Consider the following 15,612-nt stretch of genomic DNA (forward strand, 5'->3'; position numbering starts at 1 on the left):
GGGGCGGTCACTGCAGTTCTCCCTCGATCTGGCGGCGCAGCTTCGCCGCGTCGGGGTCGAGCCGGCGGTCGGCCCAGCGGACGTAGATCAGCGTGATCGCGAACGTCGACACGAACTGGCCGAGCCCGAACAGCAGGGCGACGGTGATGTTGCCGCCGACCTTGTGCGACATGAAGCCGTGCGCGTAGGCGGCGAGCAGGACGTAGACGAAGTACCAGACCAGGAACAGTGCGGTCATCGGGAACACGAACCGCCGGAACCTGCGACGCAGTTCGGAGAAGTCCGGCGACAGCTGGACATCCCGGTACGTCGTCAGGTCCGGATCGCGCGTATCACTCATCGGCGAGCCTCCAGGTGGATCGAGCCGGGCGGAAGAGGCCGGGCACGTCGTACTGTGGCCTGGGTCACGATGCTTCGACAGCACCGGCGCGCATCGAGCGCTCAGCGGAGCAGACCAGTCGTCCGGTGGATCACTCGGCTGCGCCGAGCGGTAGGAATCACACGACGAGCGGTCTCAGCGCGGTGGCAGACCGCGGTCCACGTCGACGGCCTCCGGGGTGTGCAGGCGGACCATGCTGCGGGCGGTCCCGGCCGGGATGCGGTCCGGGGTGAGCTTCGAGACCACGATCACGGTGAGGAACGCGAGCGGCATCGTCCACGCGGCCGGCTGCCCGACGAGCGCCCGCGGCCAACCGCCCTGAGGTGCGCCGGCCACGTTGATCAGAGCGGCAGCGCTGGCCGCGATCCCGCCGACGATCAGCCCGGCCGCGGCGCCCGTAGTCGACATCCGCCGCCACCAGATCCCCAGTACCAGCAACGGGCAGAACGTCGACGCAGCAAGGGCAAACGCCAGTCCGACGGTGTCCGCGAGGCTCAACGAACCCGTCACGGTGAACGCCAGATACGGCACGATCATCGCGATCAGTGCCGCGATCCGGAAGCTGTTCACCGCCACGTAATCGCCGCCGGTCCACTCGCGCAACCGGCTCCGCAACAGGTCCTGGTCGATCACCCCGGCGATCGCGACGGTCAACCCCGACGACGTCGACAGGAACGCCGCGAACGCCCCCGCCGCGACCAACGCACCGAGTAGATCCCCTGCTGTACCAGGGAAAACTCGCCCCGGCAGTTCGAGTACGACGGTGTCCCCGCCGCTCGCCACGAGGTCAGGCGCGAACGTCCGCCCGAGCACGGCGTACATCGGCGGGAAGAGGTAGAACAGACCGAGCAACGCCAGGACGACTACGGTGGTACGCCGGGCCGCGCGCCCGTCCGGGTTCGTGTAGAACCGGACGAGGACGTGCGGCAGCCCCATCGTCCCGAAACAAAGGGCCAAGAGCAACGAATACGTCGCGTACAACGGATGGTCGCGACCGCCCGCGCGAGACAACGGTTCCGCCCAGGCGGCCGCCGCGCCGTGCAACGAGTCGAGTACGCCGGTGGGCTGGCGCCACATGAGCAGGATCACGAAGATTGGAGTGGCCAACGCTGTCAGCTTGAGCCAGTACTGGAAAGCCTGGACGAACGTGATCGACCGCATCCCGCCGGCGGCGACGTTGATGACCACGATCACCGCGACGATCATCGCCCCGACCTGCGGCGGTGCTCCGGTGACGGTTTGTACGGCGAGACCGGCGCCGTGCAGCTGCGGTAGGAGATAGAGCGTCCCGATGCCGACCACGAGACCGGCGCAGATCCGCCGTACCAAAGGGGATTCGAAGCGGGTCTCGGCGAAGTCAGGCAAGGTGTACGCACCGGATCGGCGCAGGGGAGCTGCGACCAGGACCAGCAGCATCAGGTAGCCGACCGTGTAGCCGACCGAGAACCACAGCATGTCGGCGCCGTTGACCAGCACCAGTCCGGCGACGCCGAGGAACGACGCGGCCGAGAGGTACTCGCCGCTGATCGCCGACGCGTTCCAGCGCGGGCTGACGGCGCGACTGGCGACGTAGAAGTCGCTCGTGGTCCGCGAGATCCGCAGCCCGAACAGCCCGATCCCTATCGTTGCCGCGACCACCAATCCGATCGCGCTCAAACTGATTGCCGAGGACATCTATTGCCGACCCACGAACTCGGTGAACTCGGCCTCGATCCGCTCGGCGTTGCGGACGTAGATGCGTGCGGCGACGTACACGACCGGGTAGACGAGGATGCCGAGGATCATCCAGGGCAGTGGCAGGCCGAAGATGGACAGGGTTCGGACCGGCGGGACGAGCCAGAAGAGCAGCGGGATGCTACCGAGGACCAGCAGTACGACGCCGATGACTGCCAGCGTCAGCCGGAGCTGGGACTGCACCAGCGAGAGCATGTAGATCTCACCGAGCCGGGTCTGCTCGTCGATCTCGCGGGTGCCGGTCGGGATGATCGGACGCCGGGCCGCGCTGGTCCGCGGACTGGTGACGCGGACCCGACGCGGTCCCTCCGGCGTACTCATCGCAACGACGTCGATCGGACCAGGAGGTCGCGTAGCTCGCGGGTGTGCCGTCGGCTGACCGGGAGCCAGTCGCCGCCGACCCGGACCGCGCACCGGCCGCCGTCGACGCGCATCTCGTCGATGTGCGCCAGCGCGACCAGCGTGCTGCGGTGGATCCGAGTGAAGCCTGCGTCTCGCCAGCGCTCCTCCAGAGTGCTGAGCGGGATGCGGACCAGGTGGGAGTTCTGGCCGGTGTGCAGGCGGGCGTAGTCGCCCTGCGCTTCGACGTACCGGACTGTGGAGCGCTGGACGAACCGGGTGACGCCCGCGAGCTCCACCGAGATCGTCTCGTCCTCGGTGTCGTCCGGCGACTGCAGTGCGGCCGGTGCGCCCGCAGTGACGACCCGGCGGACCGCCTCGGCCAGGCGCTCGGCCCGGACCGGCTTCATGACGTAGTCGGCCGCGTCGAGCTCGAAGGCGGCCACGGCGTGTTCGTCGTACGCGGTGACGAAGACGATCCGCGGGCGCGGGGGGCGGAACTTGGACAGCACGCTGGCCAGGTCGATGCCGTCCAGACCGGGCATCTTGATGTCGCAGAACACCACGTCCAGGTCGCTGGCCTGCAGGATCTTCAGCGCCTCCGGGCCGTCGGATGCCGTCTGGATAGGGCCGATCCGGGGGTCCTGGCTCAGCAGGTACACCAGCTCGGCGCGGGCGGGCTCCTCGTCGTCCGCGACGAGGGCGCGCAGCGGAGTGTCGGCCATGCCCTCACCCTAGGGCGAGGCATGCACTCCTGAGGAGTATTTGGGGATGCGGAAAGTTACCTTCGTGCCGGCGTCCAGTGCTGTCTCCACGACCAGGCCGTACGTGTCGCCGTACACCTGGCGCAGGCGGGCGTCGACGTTGCCCAGGCCGACCGAGTCGCTGCCGGTCTCGCCGGAGAGCGCGGCCCGGATCACCTCAGGGTCGCTGCCGGCGCCGTCGTCCTCCACGCTGATCTCCGCCTCGTTGATCCGGTCCCGTGCACGGATCGTGATCGATCCGGCTCCTGCCTCGAGTCCATGGCGCACTGCGTTCTCCACCAGCGGCTGGACGACCAGGAACGGGATGACCACCGGCAGCACCTCCGGCGCGATCTGCAGCGACACCTTGAGCCGATCACCGAAGCGGGCCTGTTCCAGCACCAGGTAGCGCTCCACGTTGCGCAGCTCGTCGGCCAGCGTGGTGAACTCGCCGCCACGCCGCAGTGCGTACCGGGAGAAGTCCGCGAACTCCAGCAGCAGTTCACGCGCCCGCTCCGGATCTGTGCGGACGAACGACGCTATGGCGGCCAGAGCGTTGTAGATGAAGTGCGGGCTGATCTGAGCCCGCAGCGCACGCAGCTCGGCCTCCATGGCCCGCGTGCGTTCCTTGTTGAGCTCAGCGAGTTCCACCTGACCGGAGACCCACCGCGCGACCTCTTCGGTCGCTCTGACCAGGGCAGCCGAGGTGTTGTTGCTGTACGCGACCAGTACGGCGACCACGCGCTCCTCGGTGACGATTGGCGCGACCACCGCCGTACGGATCGGGCACTGCGGATCGCCGCAGGCCACGTCATGCGCACCTAGTACTGCGGTTCGGCCCGAGCGGAGCGTCGGCGCGGCGAGGGCCTTGGCGTCACGGCGGTGGTTGCTCTCGTACGGTCCACCGACGCCGTCCCACGCCAGCACGCCGGACGAGTCGCAGATCGCGATGGCCGCCGTACCGAGAAGGTCTCTGAGGTGACGGCTCGCCTTACCTGCAGCTGCGGGTGTCAGGCCTTCGCGCAGGTGCGGGCTGGCCAACGAGGCGGTATGCAGGGTCGCATACGTCGCCTTGTCGGCCGGAGTCCCGAAATGCTTCCTCCGCCGGGTGAACACCCCCTGACGGTAACCGCTCAGCCCTCCGCACGCGGCCTGAACGCCTCCAGCGCCTCCGTGTCGGAGTACGTGCTCAGCAGGTACTCCGCAACCCACGCCTCACGTCCTGGGTACGCCGACTCACGCACGATCCGCTCCGCCGCCGCGGCAGCGTCGAGCGCGGACCGACGCAGCTGTACGCCGTCTTCGGTCAGGAGCGCCCAGCTCGGACCAGGTGCGCCGTACGGCATGCCGACACTGCCCGCGTTGACCACCAGACGCCGATCGACCTGCCGGGCGAACGGCATGTGGGTGTGACCGCACACCACCGTCCTGACATCAGCCGGCAGCCCGTCGAACACTGTGGACCATCGTGAGATCGGACTGTCGACCAGGACCATCTCCTCGTCGTCGCGTGGAGTGGCGTGGCAGTACAGCACGTCCCCGAGCGTCACCGTGGTCGGCAGCCCGGCCAGCAGCTCGACCTGGTCCGGCCGCAGCTGCTCCGCGGCCCACGGACTCACCGCATCCGGCGGCTCGGCGTCGTACGTCCCCCGAGCCATCTCCACCAGCTCTCGGTCCGCATTGCCGCGCACCCACACCGCCCGATCGCCCAACGCAGTCAGCACATCCAGCGTCTCGACCGGCTGCGGCCCGCTGGCGATGTCCCCGGCGAGCACAATCACATCAGCGTCCTGAGCGTCGGCCAGAACCGCCTCCAGCGCAGGCAGCACCCCGTGAATGTCAGCCAGTACGGCAACCGTCGTCATACCCGCAGTCTGCCGCCAAAACCCTTGCTGCAAAGGGACATCTGCTCAGAGCAGATCAGCGGGCGAAGTCGATCTGCTTGGCGGCGACGATCCCGGTCGCGCGTTCACAGGTTGCGGTGTCGAGCGAACAGCGCACGACCGTGCTCTTCGTGTTGGGATCCTGACCGCCGCCGGCCACGACGGCGACCATCAGCAGGTTTTGCTCGTCCTCGGCGGTGGCCTCGTAGAAACAGCCGCTCCACTGGCGCTTGACGTCCCCGGTGCGCGAGTCCAGCGCCGTGATGACGTTGCTGCAGTAGCTGTCGCCGTACGCCGGTGTCGCGATCGCGACCGAGCCGTCGGGGGTGAACCCGATGACTCGGTAGTCGCAGGTCTTGAACCGCTTCTTGCCGGTCGCGATCTCGACGACTGTCGAGCAGCCGTCACCGGTGTTGTTCGCAGGCAGTGCGGACGCCAGACGGCCGTCCTGCGAGACAGCCATCGCGTCGCCGGTGACCGTCTTCACCGGAGTGGCCTTGGCGGCACCCGGCGTCCACGAGTAGAGCTTGAGGGTTGTCTCAGCGCCCTTGACGGAAGCCTTGTAGTAGATCGTTTCCTTCGTATATGCGAGCACGTAGATGCTCTGCGCGTCGGGGAGATCCAGCGACTTCACCGAGGAGCCGTTGTCCGCGTAGAGCGTCGCGCCGTACGTCTGCTGTCCGACGACCACGGGTGGGGTGGTGGCGTACGCAACGGCCGACTGGTCGGCTGTCCCGGCGAGGGTCATGACATGCGGCGTGCGGCTGACCACTGCGCCGCTGGAGCCGACCTTGAGCAGGTCGCCGCCGGAGGTCGTTGCGAGCACGCTGCTGCCCAGGCGGGCGACCTCCATCAGGCTCCCGTTGCTCGGGACCTTCAGCTCCTTACCGGCGCCCAGCACTGTGCGATCGAAGCGATAGGCCAGCTGCGGATCCCGGCCCTGCGTCAACTTGGCCGCCTCGAGAGCGACCGGGCCGGAGGGAGCCTCGGGAGTAGTCGACTTGGGCCTCAGCGACAGCTTCGGCTTCGGGGTCTGGGTGGGCACCACGACCGGAGTCGAGGTGAGCATCGGGGTCGGCGATGGTGTGGTTGACGGCGTCGGAGCCGGTGTGGGGCTCGGGGTGCCGCCCAGCGGCGCGGCGAGGGTCGAGGAGGCTGACTCGGGGCCCTGGCGGTAGGCGAGGGCTCCACCGATAGCAACAGCAGCGACTGCGGTGGCCGCTACGACAGCGATGAGGCGACCGTTCAGCTGTCGCTTCGGCGGAGTCGTCAACTCAGTCCCCGATCAGTAGTGCGCCCTTGGCGAGCGGCGTGGCGAGTTCGCAGGCGCCGGTCGACACCGTGCAGCGGATGATCGAGGCAGCTGTCTCCTGGCCGGTGTCGGCGAGGAGCAGCAGGTGCTGGTCGTCTTCGGGGACCCACTGGCGGAACACTCCGGACCACTCGTGGAGCAGTGTGCCCTTCTTGGCGTCCAGAACAGCTGCGATCCCGTTGCCGTACCCGTCCTGGTAGATCGGACCGGCGATCGCAGTCGCGCCGTCGGGGGTGAAACCGACGATCTGGTAGTCGCAGGTGCGCCAGAGCCGTTTGCCTGCCGGCACCGTCAGGAGACTGCTACAGCTGTTCTGGTCGGCCAGCGTGGTCAGCGAGCCCGCCGTACCGACGCTGGACACCGCCATGGCGCTCGGGACCGAGTCGATCGTTATCACCTTCGACTGAGCGGGCGTCCACTCGTACAGGGTGGAGGTCCCGTCCTGGGTCTTCGACGCGTCGAAATAGACCTTGCCGTTGAGGTAGCCCAGTAGCGCTGCGTTCCAGATGTTCGGCATGGTGACCTTCTGGACCTCTGTCTGGCCCTGGGCCTGCTCGGCGTAGAACGTCGTCACGCCGGTCTCCTCACCGGTGTCCTTCAGGCGCGAGCCGACGTACGCCGCGCCGTTGCCGTCGTCGGTGGTGACGATCTGGGTGATGTCGGGGGTCCGGGCGATGACCTTGCCGTCGGTGTCGATGGTCAGCATCTCGGTGCCGTAGCCCTTGGTGACGACGGCGAGTCCCGAGGAGCCGAGCCGGGCGACCTCCTGGATCTCGGCAGTGCCCGGGACCTTGATGTCACCGCCGGCGCCGCCGCGGATCGTCCGGCCGGTCAGGTACGCGATCTGCGGCGCGCGACCGATGGGGAGCTTGTTCAGGACGATCTTGGTCTTCAGCGGTCCGGTCGACGACGGGGTGCTGCTCGGCGTCGATGAAGTGGACGGCGTCGGCTTGGACGTCACGGGCTTGCTGGTGACGGGAGACGGGGAGGTGGAGAGCGGGGCGGCCTCGGCCTCGGCGGTCTGCGGGCCCTGGCGGTAGGCGAGGGCGCCGCCGCCCGCGATCGCGGCTACGGCGACGGCTGCGACGAGGGCGACCAGGCGGCCGTTCTGCACTCGCATCGGCGATCTCCTATCGAACATGGTCTTGGCACGGTTGATCCGGACCGTGCGGCGGACCACGGCCGAGCGGCCCTCAGGGCCCGCTGTCGGGAGATGTGACGTCGGGAAACACCGGTTTGTTCACTCCAGCGAACGGGTCGCAGGAGGGATCGAGCATAATTGCGCCATGGACCAGCCACCCCGGATCGGCCGGTACTCCCTGGTCCGCCGGGTGGGTGCCGGAGGTTTCGCGACCGTTTGGCTGGCCCGGGACGAGCAATTGGACGCCGAGGTCGCGGTCAAGATCCTGTCCGAGAACTGGGTCGAGGACGAGGACGTCCGCCGTCGCTTCCTGGCCGAAGGCCGGTTTCTGCGCAAGGTCGATTCGCTGTACGTCGTCGGCGTACACGACATCGGCGAGGCCGACGACGGGCGGCCGTTCATGGTCCTTACGTACGCCGACGGCGGGACGCTCGCGGAGCGGATCAAGGCCGGGCCGCTCGAGTTCGGCGAGGCGGTCCGGATCATCACACAGGTCGGCCGCGGCCTGAAACACCTGCATGCGCGCGGCGTACTGCACCGCGACGTGAAGCCGGCCAACGTGCTCTTCCGCACCGACTCTGCTGCCGGTGACCGCGCCATGCTGTCCGACCTCGGTCTGGGCAAGTCGCTGGCCGAGGTGTCGCGGATCACGATGCCCGGCGGCACTCCGGCGTACGTCGCTCCCGAACAAGTCATGGGCGACCGGCTGGACCACCGTGCCGACCTCTACTCGCTTGGAGCGGTCGCGTACGCTGCCTTCACCGGACAGGCACCGCATGGCGTCGCCAGCCTCGGTGCCGTGATGCAGATCGACGCCCCGCCGCCGTCGATGACCACGCTGCGCGAGGACGTACCGGACGCGATCGACGTCGTCGTACGGCGTGCTCTGGAACCGGACCGCGATCAGCGCTGGCCTGACCTCGACAGCTTCCTCAATGCGCTGCGTGAGGCGCACACCACGGGCAAGGTGCCGGCTGGCTTGGTGCCGGCGGCGGAGATGCCCGCACCGGCGCCAGCAGCCGCACCGGTCGACCAGGCGACCGCACTGGCCAGCTCCAACGAGCCAACTGTCCCGGTAAAGCCCAAGCGGCGCCGGCGGGCTGTGGTGATCACAACGCTCGTGGCGCTGGTCCTCGCAGCAGCTGGTGGGTACGGCGGGTACGAGTACGTTCTGACCCGCCCGATCAAGGTGGACGACAAACCGCTGTCGGTGGAAGTCCCGCGCGCGTGGAAGCAGAAGGCCGTCGACTCCACCCAAGCGCTCGTGGTCAGCACGAACACGGCGGCGTGGCAGAACGACCCGAAGATCGAGGGCGTGTTCGTCGGACTGGTGCCTGCGAGCAGCCTGCCGACGGTTGGCACCGCGCCGGCCGGATGCACTGCGGGCACGACGAACACCGGTCAGACGACGGTTACCTTCAATTACACCTGCGACTCGAATCCCGCGGTGGTCGAGCAGTATCGGAAGGTGAACGACAGCACGCTGCTCCGGATCCAGGTGCGGGCATCCGACGACAAGACCCGGACCAGCGTGCTCGACTCGGCGGCGTACCAGCCTTAAGGCACCAGCGACGTCAGCGACGAGATCGATGCCTTGTGCATGCGGGGGATGACGTTCAGCGTGGCCGGGTCCGATGCGTACAGGTACGAGCCGGACTCGTAGACCAGGTACGCGGTTCCGTTGTACTCCGTGAAGCCCTCGGTCATGCTCGGGGCGCGGAAGCAGCTCAGTGCGGCCGCGTCGAGGTCCTTCTGGCCGCGCTTCACCACGTAGATGTTGCTGCGGTTCCCACGGCCGTACGACGTGCTGTAGATGAAGTGGTTCGCCGTGACGGTCAGACCCTGTGTCTTGGTCGGGATCTCCCACGCACCGGCCTGAGTGGTCAGCGTGCCGTCGTCGGCGATCTTGTACTCGTACATGGTCCCGCGGCCGGTGTCGTTGAACGTCCCGGCGAACAGCGAGTCCCCATAGGTCCCGATGAAGGACGATCCGGCGACGTCGCGCGCAGTACCGACCTGTGCGAGGTACGGCGTACCCGCTGCCTTCAGGGCGTCGCGTAGGTCGGTCAGCCGGTACTTGCGGATGCTGCTGCCCTGGCCGGCCACGAACGCCCAGCCCTTGCTCACGGCGATCCCGCCGACGTGTGACTCGGCGATCGCGACCACGCCGACCGTGGAGCCGGTGGACGGGTCGATGCCGTAGATCTCGGAGTCGGCGCCTTCGCGGTACGCCGCGACGAGGAGCAGGTTCTTGCCGGAGCCGTCCCAGTTGTACCAAGTGCCCGCGCCTTGCGGGGTGTACGTGCTGAGGTTCGGGATGCTCGCGCTGTTGCTGAACCGGGCGTCGTACTTCTTGGACGCCGACGGCCCGTCGTAGAAGGTGGCCCCGCCGGTGGTGGCGGTGTCGCAGCTGATCGCCGCGTTCGCCGGCAGGGCCGTGGTGAGGGCGGCGGCTGTGGTGATGAGGGCGGTCGAGATGGCGAGAATGCGCATGGTGACCTCTGGAGGTTGGGCGGAAACCTACGAGAATTTCAGAGTAGATCGCCAATGAGTAACAAGCGAGGGCTCACCGGGCGTCGGATCGGCAAACGGACGCCGTACGGTTGTCGCATGACCGATCTGTCCGCGGCGATCGACCGCGTTCTGCCCAGCGTCCGTGCCGACCTCGAGGACCTCATCCGGATCCCGTCGGTCAGCTACGAACCGGCCCGCGCGGCCGACGTCCAGCGGTCCGCCGAAGCGACCGCCGCGCTGTTCGAGGCCGAAGGCTTCACGGTGAAGATCGTCCGCGCCGGCGACGGCGCGCCTGCGGTGATCGCGAAGAAGCCGGCCCCGGCCGGCAAGCCGACCGTACTGCTGTACGCGCACCACGACGTCCAGCCGACCGGACCGGTTGAGCAGTGGACCTCGGACCCGTTCGAGCCGACCGAGCGCGACGACCGGCTGTACGGGCGGGGCGCCGCCGACGACAAGGCCGGGATCGCCGCGCACCTCGCCGCCGTACGGGCCTTCGGCAACGATCTGCCGGTGGGCGTGACAGTTTTCGTCGAGGGTGAGGAGGAGATCGGCTCGCCGACCCTGCTGCAGCTGCTCGACGAGTACTCCGAGGACCTCGCCGCCGACGCGATCGTGATCGCCGACTCGGGTAACTGGGAGGTCGGTACGCCGGCCCTGACCGTTTCGCTGCGCGGCCTGGTCGAGGCGTACGTCGAGGTCCGGACGCTCGATCACGCCGTACATTCAGGTCTTTTCGGCGGGCCGATCCCGGATGCGCTGTCGGCGCTGTGCCGGCTGCTTGCGACCCTGCATGACGACAAGGGCGATGTTGCGGTCGACGGGCTGCACGCGTCGCGGGCAGCGGACGTCGTGTACCCGGAGGACCGGCTGCGGGCCGAGTCGTCGGTGCTCGATTCCGTTCGGCTGACCGGTTCGGGCTCGCTGGTGGATCGGCTGTGGACCCGGCCCGCCGTTGCGGTGGTCGGGATCGACGCGCCGTCCGTCGCGGAGGCCAGCAACACGCTGGTGCCGGTCGCGCGGGCCAAGGTAAGTCTGCGGGTCGCGCCCGGCGACGACGCGATCAAGGCCAGTGCAGCATTGCGTGAACACTTGGAGAACCACGCGCCCTGGGGTGCGCAGGTCACCGTGACCGAGGGCCAGAACGGCCAGCCGTGCAGCGTGAACGCGCGCGGCGCCGGGTACGAAGCGGCCCGGGAGGCCTTCAAGACCGCCTGGGGTGTCGACCCGATCGACATGGGGATGGGCGGCTCGATCCCGTTCATCGCGGAGTTCCAGCAGACGTTCCCGGAGGCAACGATCCTGGTCACCGGCGTCGAGGATCCGGACACCCGCGCCCACGGAATCGACGAGGGCCTGCACCTCGCCGAGTTCACCAAGGTCTGCCTGGCCGAAGCACTTCTCCTTCAGAACCTGGCCAACCAGGCATGACCGGGCTTTCCGGCGACCCAGTGTTTGGCATAGGTTTCGGCGAGTGAAGATCGCAGTCGTACGGGAGACGAGACCGGCGGAGCGCCGGGTCGCGCTGGTGCCGGAACAAGTCGCGAAACTGATCGAGCTCGGCTACGAGGTCGCGGTCGAGCCGGCCGCCGGTGAACGCGCGCTGTTCTCCGACGACCAGTACCGCGACGCCGGCGCCGAAGTGGCCTGGGGCGCCGACCACGCGGCCACGCTCGTGGCCTCGGTCCAGCCCTTGGAACGCGAGCGTCTGCAGCGGTTGCACGCCGGTACGGCGCTGATGTCGTTCCTGCCGACCAACCCGCCGGATGTGGTCCGTACCGCCACGCGGGCCAAGCTGACCGCGTTCGCGATGGAGCTGATCCCACGGATCTCCCGGGCGCAGTCGATGGACGCGCTGTCCTCCCAGGCGCTGGTCGCCGGATACCGGGCCGCGATCGTCGCCGCCGAACGGCTCCCGCGCTTCTTCCCGCTGAACATGACCGCGGCCGGCACAGTCCCGCCGGCGCAGGTCGTCGTACTCGGAGCCGGTGTCGCCGGTCTGCAGGCGATCGCGACAGCCAAGCGCCTCGGCGCGGTAGTCAAGGCGTACGACGTCCGTACTGCGGCCGCCGAGGAGATCGCGTCGATGGGCGCCGTACCGATCGAGCTCGAGCTGGGCACGCTCGACGGACCCGGCGGATACGCCCGCGAGATGACCCCGGAACGCGCACAGCTCCAGCGCGAACTGCTCACGCCGTACATCGCTGCTGCGGATGCGCTCATCACCACAGCCGCCGTACCGGGCCGGACTGCGCCGATGCTGGTGACGCGCTCGATGGTCGAGCAGATGAAGCCGGGATCGGTCGTGGTCGATCTGGCCTCCGAGCAAGGCGGCAACGTCGAGGGATCCGTCGCCGGGACCGAGCTGACGATCGGCGAGGCGCTCGTCTGGGGCGGCGCCAACGTGCCGTCGCAGATGGCCGGGCCGGCGTCACGGCTGTACGGGCAGAACATCGCCAACCTGATCCGGTTGATGACCCGGAACGCCGCCTTCGATCCTGACTTCGACGACGAGATCGTCCGCGGCTGCTGCGTCACCCATGACGGCAGCGTGCTCCACGAGCCAACGCGCCAGCTTTTGGAAGGACATCCCCAGTGACCGAGTCCATCGCACTCCTCACGATCTTCGTGCTGGCGGCGTTCGTCGGGGTCGAGGTGATCAGCAAGGTCTCCTCGACGCTGCACACGCCGTTGATGTCCGGTGCGAACGCGATCCACGGCGTGATCCTGGTCGGCGCCATCATCGTCACCGGTGCGGCCGACTCCGTGATCGTGGTGATCGTCGGGCTGCTGGCCGTCGTACTCGCGACCGTGAACATGGTCGGCGGGTTCGTGGTCACGGACCGGATGCTGGAGATGTTCAAAGGTCCGGGGGCTCGTAAGAAGGAGCTGCACAAGTGATCCCCACCTGGGCCCAGATCGGGTATCTGGTCTCCGCGGTCTGCTTCATCGTCGCGCTGAAGGCACTCTCGTCGCCGCGCAGCGCCCGGACCGGCAACCTGATCGGCGCCGCGGGTGCGGTGCTCGCGGTAATCATCACGTTCGCGGCGTACAAGCCGAACCACCTGGCGCCGATCCTGATCGCGCTGATCATCGGCACCATCGGCGGTGTGGTCGGTTCGCGCCGGGTGCAGATGACGCAGATGCCGCAGCTCGTTGCCTTGTTCAACGGTGTCGGCGGCGGCGCGGCCGCTTTGGTCGCACTGCTCGAGCTCGACGAGGTCTCCTCCGACGCGACTGTGGCGGCGATCGCTTCGGCGTTCACGATCCTGGTCGGGGCGGTGAGCTTCTCCGGATCGGTGGTCACGTTCACCAAGCTGCAGGAGCTGATGACGACCCGGCCGGTGACGTTCCCGGGGCTGCCGGTGCTGTTCATCGCGTCGATCCTGGGCGGGGTCGCGCTGAGCGTGTGGCTAGTGTCGGACCCGCGCGTGTGGGTCGGCGTACTGCTCTGCCTCGTGGGTCTCGCGATCGGCGTGATGCTGGTGCTGCCGGTGGGCGGGGCCGACGTACCGATCGTCATCTCGTTGCTGAACGCATTCACCGGCCTGACGGTGGCCGCGAGCGGATACGTGCTGGGCAACACGCTGCTGCTGATCGCGGGCACGCTCGTCGGCGCCGCCGGTACCTTGCTGACCAAGCTGATGGCGGACGCGATGGGGCGGTCCGTGTTCAACATCCTCTTCGGCGCGATCCGAGGTGGATCGACGCTGGGCGCCACTACGGCGTCCGAGCGGCCGGTGATCTCGGGCGGGCCGGAGGACGTGGCGATCCTGCTCGGGTACGCGAACAAGGTCATCATCGTGCCTGGGTACGGTCTCGCCGTTGCGCAGGCGCAGCACACCCTGCGTGATCTGGTCGAGGAGCTGCAGGCCCGCGGCGTGAAGGTCGACTACGCGATCCACCCGGTCGCGGGTCGGATGCCTGGTCACATGAACGTGCTGCTGGCCGAGGCGCAGGTTCCGTACGACCAGCTGCGCGAGATGGACGACATCAACGGCGACTTCAAGACGACGGACGTCGTACTGGTCGTCGGCGCAAACGACGTGGTCAACCCCGCGGCTCGCAACACCCCGTCGGCCCCCATCTACGGCATGCCGATCCTGAACGCGGACGAGGCCCAGCGAGTCATCTTCCTCAAACGCTCGATGCGCCCCGGCTTCGCCGGCATCGAGAACGAACTCCTCTACGACCCGCGCACCACGCTGTTGTTCGGCGACGCCCGGGACTCGCTGACCAAGCTGCTGGCCGCATTGAAGACGGTCTGAGGATCACATGCGAAAAGGCGCGTACTAAACCACAGGCGCGCCTTTCCCCGCAACCATCTGGCACCTTCCTGCCCGAAATTCCCCCAGCCGGTCCAGGCCGGTAAGTAGATCGCATCCCCATGGCCACCCCCGGTCAACGACCTACCCCGGCCACACCCTCTCGTTGCCCCTGGCTCCACCCCTCTGTTTCACTTTTCCCACCCCGAGAGGTTGAGCCAGGCACCCCGCCTTTTCCCTCTCCCCTTCCGCCCCAGAGGAGACAACTATGCCCTGCCCACCCTCACCACCCCGAGCCTGGGACTGGGGCTAATCCACCCACCCCCGCTGAGCCGCCCCGAACCCCCAACTCAAACCGCCCCGAAGCCCCAACTTGCTCACTGAGCTTCGCGGCAATCCGCCGCACGGTCCGCATAGACACACCAAGTTTCCGAGCAACTTGCTCGTCAGTCGCGCCGTGCACCAGGAGCCTGAGGAATTCAGCCTCCTGAGCGTTGATGCCGCCCTCCTTGGCCCACCGCTCCTCGTTGAGCGGGTCCATGGCTCGGTCCCACATGCTGAGGAACAGCTCCATCGCCAGGCGCACAACGGCGCGGCTGTGGTGCACGACCGCGCCGACCGTATGGTCATCGGGGTCGATCCCCATGACCGCGGACTCGTCGTCGAAGATGACCAACCTGAACGGAACTGACGGCGCGATTCGAACAGTTCCGCCCAGGCTGGTAAGAAGATGTACGAACTCGGGCGCTCCGGGCCTTTTCCAGAAGGCCTCCGAGTAGAGGTATCGTATTTCGATACCGCGTTCCAAATGCGGTCGGTCGGGTAAAACGTGAGGATCCATGTTCACGACCCGATCAGCCTGGTTTATCCCCCAGATTGATTTCTTAGGCTTGAAGCGTTGCATTCGCTGGTTGGCGAGTGCGCGACCTTCGAGGATTTCGACGTCGCGCGTTGTTCTTTGCACGAGGAAATTCGCCAGGTCGGCCGTGAATCTGTCTGCGGCGAGTTGGTCCGACCGCAGTTCGTTGCTCAACGCCTCGATTTCCTGCTGTCGACGCGCGGCGAGTCGCCCGAAGGTGAGCGACGGATCCAGCGGGTACTCCACGCCCTCGATCCAGCTCGGCACGAGGAAGCCAAGCTCTCGCAGCGTTTGCAGGTCGCGGGCCGTCTCGTTCTCGGTCTGGTGTAGCTCGGCGGCGAGCTCACTCAACCGCGAGCCGCGCCCGAGCTCCGGCTTCTGCAGCAACGTCCGGTAGACCGCAAGCAACTCCTCCGTGAGCCCAGAAGAGTCGAACAACGCCG

15 protein-coding genes are annotated in these 15,612 nt (G+C 67.8%); 5 read left to right on the forward strand and 10 right to left on the reverse strand.

Annotation, left to right across the window (positions count from 1 at the left end; genetic code table 11):
- Window positions 1-7 precede the first annotated feature (7 nt).
- The 8 genes from FDA38_RS01290 to FDA38_RS01325 all read right to left on the reverse strand — a co-directional run bounded on the left by FDA38_RS01290 (window position 8) and on the right by FDA38_RS01325 (window position 7,510).
- Window positions 8-340 carry a DUF485 domain-containing protein gene (locus FDA38_RS01290; RefSeq protein ID WP_137252226.1) on the reverse strand — a complete coding sequence of 111 codons (333 nt, stop codon included), beginning with the start codon at window positions 338-340 and terminating at the stop codon, window positions 8-10.
- Window positions 341-514: 174 nt separating this feature from the next.
- Window positions 515-2,053: a sodium/solute symporter gene (locus FDA38_RS01295; RefSeq protein WP_137252227.1), complete on the reverse strand. Its 1,539-nt coding sequence runs from the start codon at window positions 2,051-2,053 to the stop codon at window positions 515-517.
- Window positions 2,054-2,434, reverse strand: coding sequence for a hypothetical protein (locus FDA38_RS01300; RefSeq protein ID WP_137252228.1), 381 nt, complete (start codon window positions 2,432-2,434; stop codon window positions 2,054-2,056). It abuts the gene before it with no gap.
- On the reverse strand, window positions 2,431-3,177 hold the full coding sequence (locus FDA38_RS01305; RefSeq protein ID WP_137252229.1) for a LytR/AlgR family response regulator transcription factor: 747 nt from the start codon (window positions 3,175-3,177) through the stop codon (window positions 2,431-2,433). Before FDA38_RS01305 ends, FDA38_RS01300 begins: the two co-directional genes overlap by 4 nt.
- A gap of 9 nt (window positions 3,178-3,186) precedes the next feature.
- Complete coding sequence (locus tag FDA38_RS01310) at window positions 3,187-4,311, reverse strand: histidine kinase (protein WP_137252230.1); 1,125 nt, start codon at window positions 4,309-4,311, stop codon at window positions 3,187-3,189.
- 17 nt (window positions 4,312-4,328) lie between these two features.
- On the reverse strand, window positions 4,329-5,060 hold the full coding sequence (locus FDA38_RS01315; protein WP_137252231.1) for a metallophosphoesterase family protein: 732 nt from the start codon (window positions 5,058-5,060) through the stop codon (window positions 4,329-4,331).
- A gap of 55 nt (window positions 5,061-5,115) precedes the next feature.
- Window positions 5,116-6,351, reverse strand: a complete 1,236-nt coding sequence (locus FDA38_RS01320; protein ID WP_137252232.1) for a hypothetical protein — start codon at window positions 6,349-6,351, stop codon at window positions 5,116-5,118.
- Window position 6,352: 1 nt separating this feature from the next.
- On the reverse strand, window positions 6,353-7,510 hold the full coding sequence (locus FDA38_RS01325) for a hypothetical protein (RefSeq protein ID WP_137252233.1): 1,158 nt from the start codon (window positions 7,508-7,510) through the stop codon (window positions 6,353-6,355).
- A gap of 166 nt (window positions 7,511-7,676) precedes the next feature.
- Between FDA38_RS01325 and FDA38_RS01330 the strand changes: the two genes are divergently transcribed.
- Window positions 7,677-9,092: a serine/threonine-protein kinase gene (locus FDA38_RS01330; protein ID WP_137252234.1), complete on the forward strand. Its 1,416-nt coding sequence runs from the start codon at window positions 7,677-7,679 to the stop codon at window positions 9,090-9,092.
- Here FDA38_RS01330 and FDA38_RS01335 read toward each other — a convergent pair.
- Window positions 9,089-10,024, reverse strand: a complete 936-nt coding sequence (locus FDA38_RS01335; protein WP_137252235.1) for a hypothetical protein — start codon at window positions 10,022-10,024, stop codon at window positions 9,089-9,091. The genes FDA38_RS01330 and FDA38_RS01335 overlap by 4 nt on opposite strands.
- Window positions 10,025-10,141: 117 nt before the next feature.
- Here FDA38_RS01335 and FDA38_RS01340 point away from each other — a divergent pair, with 117 nt between their 5' ends.
- Genes FDA38_RS01340 through FDA38_RS01355 form a run of 4 tightly spaced genes read left to right on the forward strand, consistent with a single transcriptional unit; the run spans window position 10,142 to window position 14,313 of the window.
- Window positions 10,142-11,476 carry a dipeptidase gene (locus tag FDA38_RS01340; RefSeq protein WP_137252236.1) on the forward strand — a complete coding sequence of 445 codons (1,335 nt, stop codon included), beginning with the start codon at window positions 10,142-10,144 and terminating at the stop codon, window positions 11,474-11,476.
- 43 nt (window positions 11,477-11,519) lie between these two features.
- Complete coding sequence (locus FDA38_RS01345; protein ID WP_137252237.1) at window positions 11,520-12,644, forward strand: NAD(P) transhydrogenase subunit alpha; 1,125 nt, start codon at window positions 11,520-11,522, stop codon at window positions 12,642-12,644.
- Window positions 12,641-12,946 carry an NAD(P) transhydrogenase subunit alpha gene (locus tag FDA38_RS01350; protein ID WP_130387084.1) on the forward strand — a complete coding sequence of 102 codons (306 nt, stop codon included), beginning with the start codon at window positions 12,641-12,643 and terminating at the stop codon, window positions 12,944-12,946. The genes FDA38_RS01345 and FDA38_RS01350 overlap by 4 nt, the downstream gene beginning before the upstream one ends.
- Entirely contained in the window at window positions 12,943-14,313 is a 1,371-nt protein-coding gene (locus FDA38_RS01355) for an NAD(P)(+) transhydrogenase (Re/Si-specific) subunit beta (RefSeq protein WP_137252238.1), read from the forward strand. Before FDA38_RS01350 ends, FDA38_RS01355 begins: the two co-directional genes overlap by 4 nt.
- Before the next feature lie 280 nt (window positions 14,314-14,593).
- Here the strand turns inward: FDA38_RS01355 and FDA38_RS01360 are convergent, their stop codons facing one another.
- Window positions 14,594-15,607 (reverse strand): helix-turn-helix domain-containing protein, encoded by a 1,014-nt coding sequence (locus FDA38_RS01360; protein WP_137252239.1) that lies wholly within the window; start codon window positions 15,605-15,607, stop codon window positions 14,594-14,596.
- Window positions 15,608-15,612: the final 5 nt, after the last annotated feature.

The sequence above is a fragment of the Kribbella jiaozuonensis genome (genome assembly GCF_005233875.1).
Classification (GTDB): Bacteria; Actinomycetota; Actinomycetes; order Propionibacteriales; family Kribbellaceae; genus Kribbella; species Kribbella jiaozuonensis.

Coding starts and splice junctions, on each gene's coding strand:
- FDA38_RS01290 (WP_137252226.1), bottom strand. CDS start 340: ATGAGTGATACGCGCGATCCGGACCTGACGACGTACCGGGATGTCCAG.
- FDA38_RS01295 (WP_137252227.1), bottom strand. CDS start 2,053: ATGTCCTCGGCAATCAGTTTGAGCGCGATCGGATTGGTGGTCGCGGCA.
- FDA38_RS01300 (WP_137252228.1), bottom strand. CDS start 2,434: ATGAGTACGCCGGAGGGACCGCGTCGGGTCCGCGTCACCAGTCCGCGG.
- FDA38_RS01305 (WP_137252229.1), bottom strand. CDS start 3,177: ATGGCCGACACTCCGCTGCGCGCCCTCGTCGCGGACGACGAGGAGCCC.
- FDA38_RS01315 (WP_137252231.1), bottom strand. CDS start 5,060: ATGACGACGGTTGCCGTACTGGCTGACATTCACGGGGTGCTGCCTGCG.
- FDA38_RS01325 (WP_137252233.1), bottom strand. CDS start 7,510: ATGCGAGTGCAGAACGGCCGCCTGGTCGCCCTCGTCGCAGCCGTCGCC.
- FDA38_RS01330 (WP_137252234.1), top strand. CDS start 7,677: ATGGACCAGCCACCCCGGATCGGCCGGTACTCCCTGGTCCGCCGGGTG.
- FDA38_RS01335 (WP_137252235.1), bottom strand. CDS start 10,024: ATGCGCATTCTCGCCATCTCGACCGCCCTCATCACCACAGCCGCCGCC.
- FDA38_RS01340 (WP_137252236.1), top strand. CDS start 10,142: ATGACCGATCTGTCCGCGGCGATCGACCGCGTTCTGCCCAGCGTCCGT.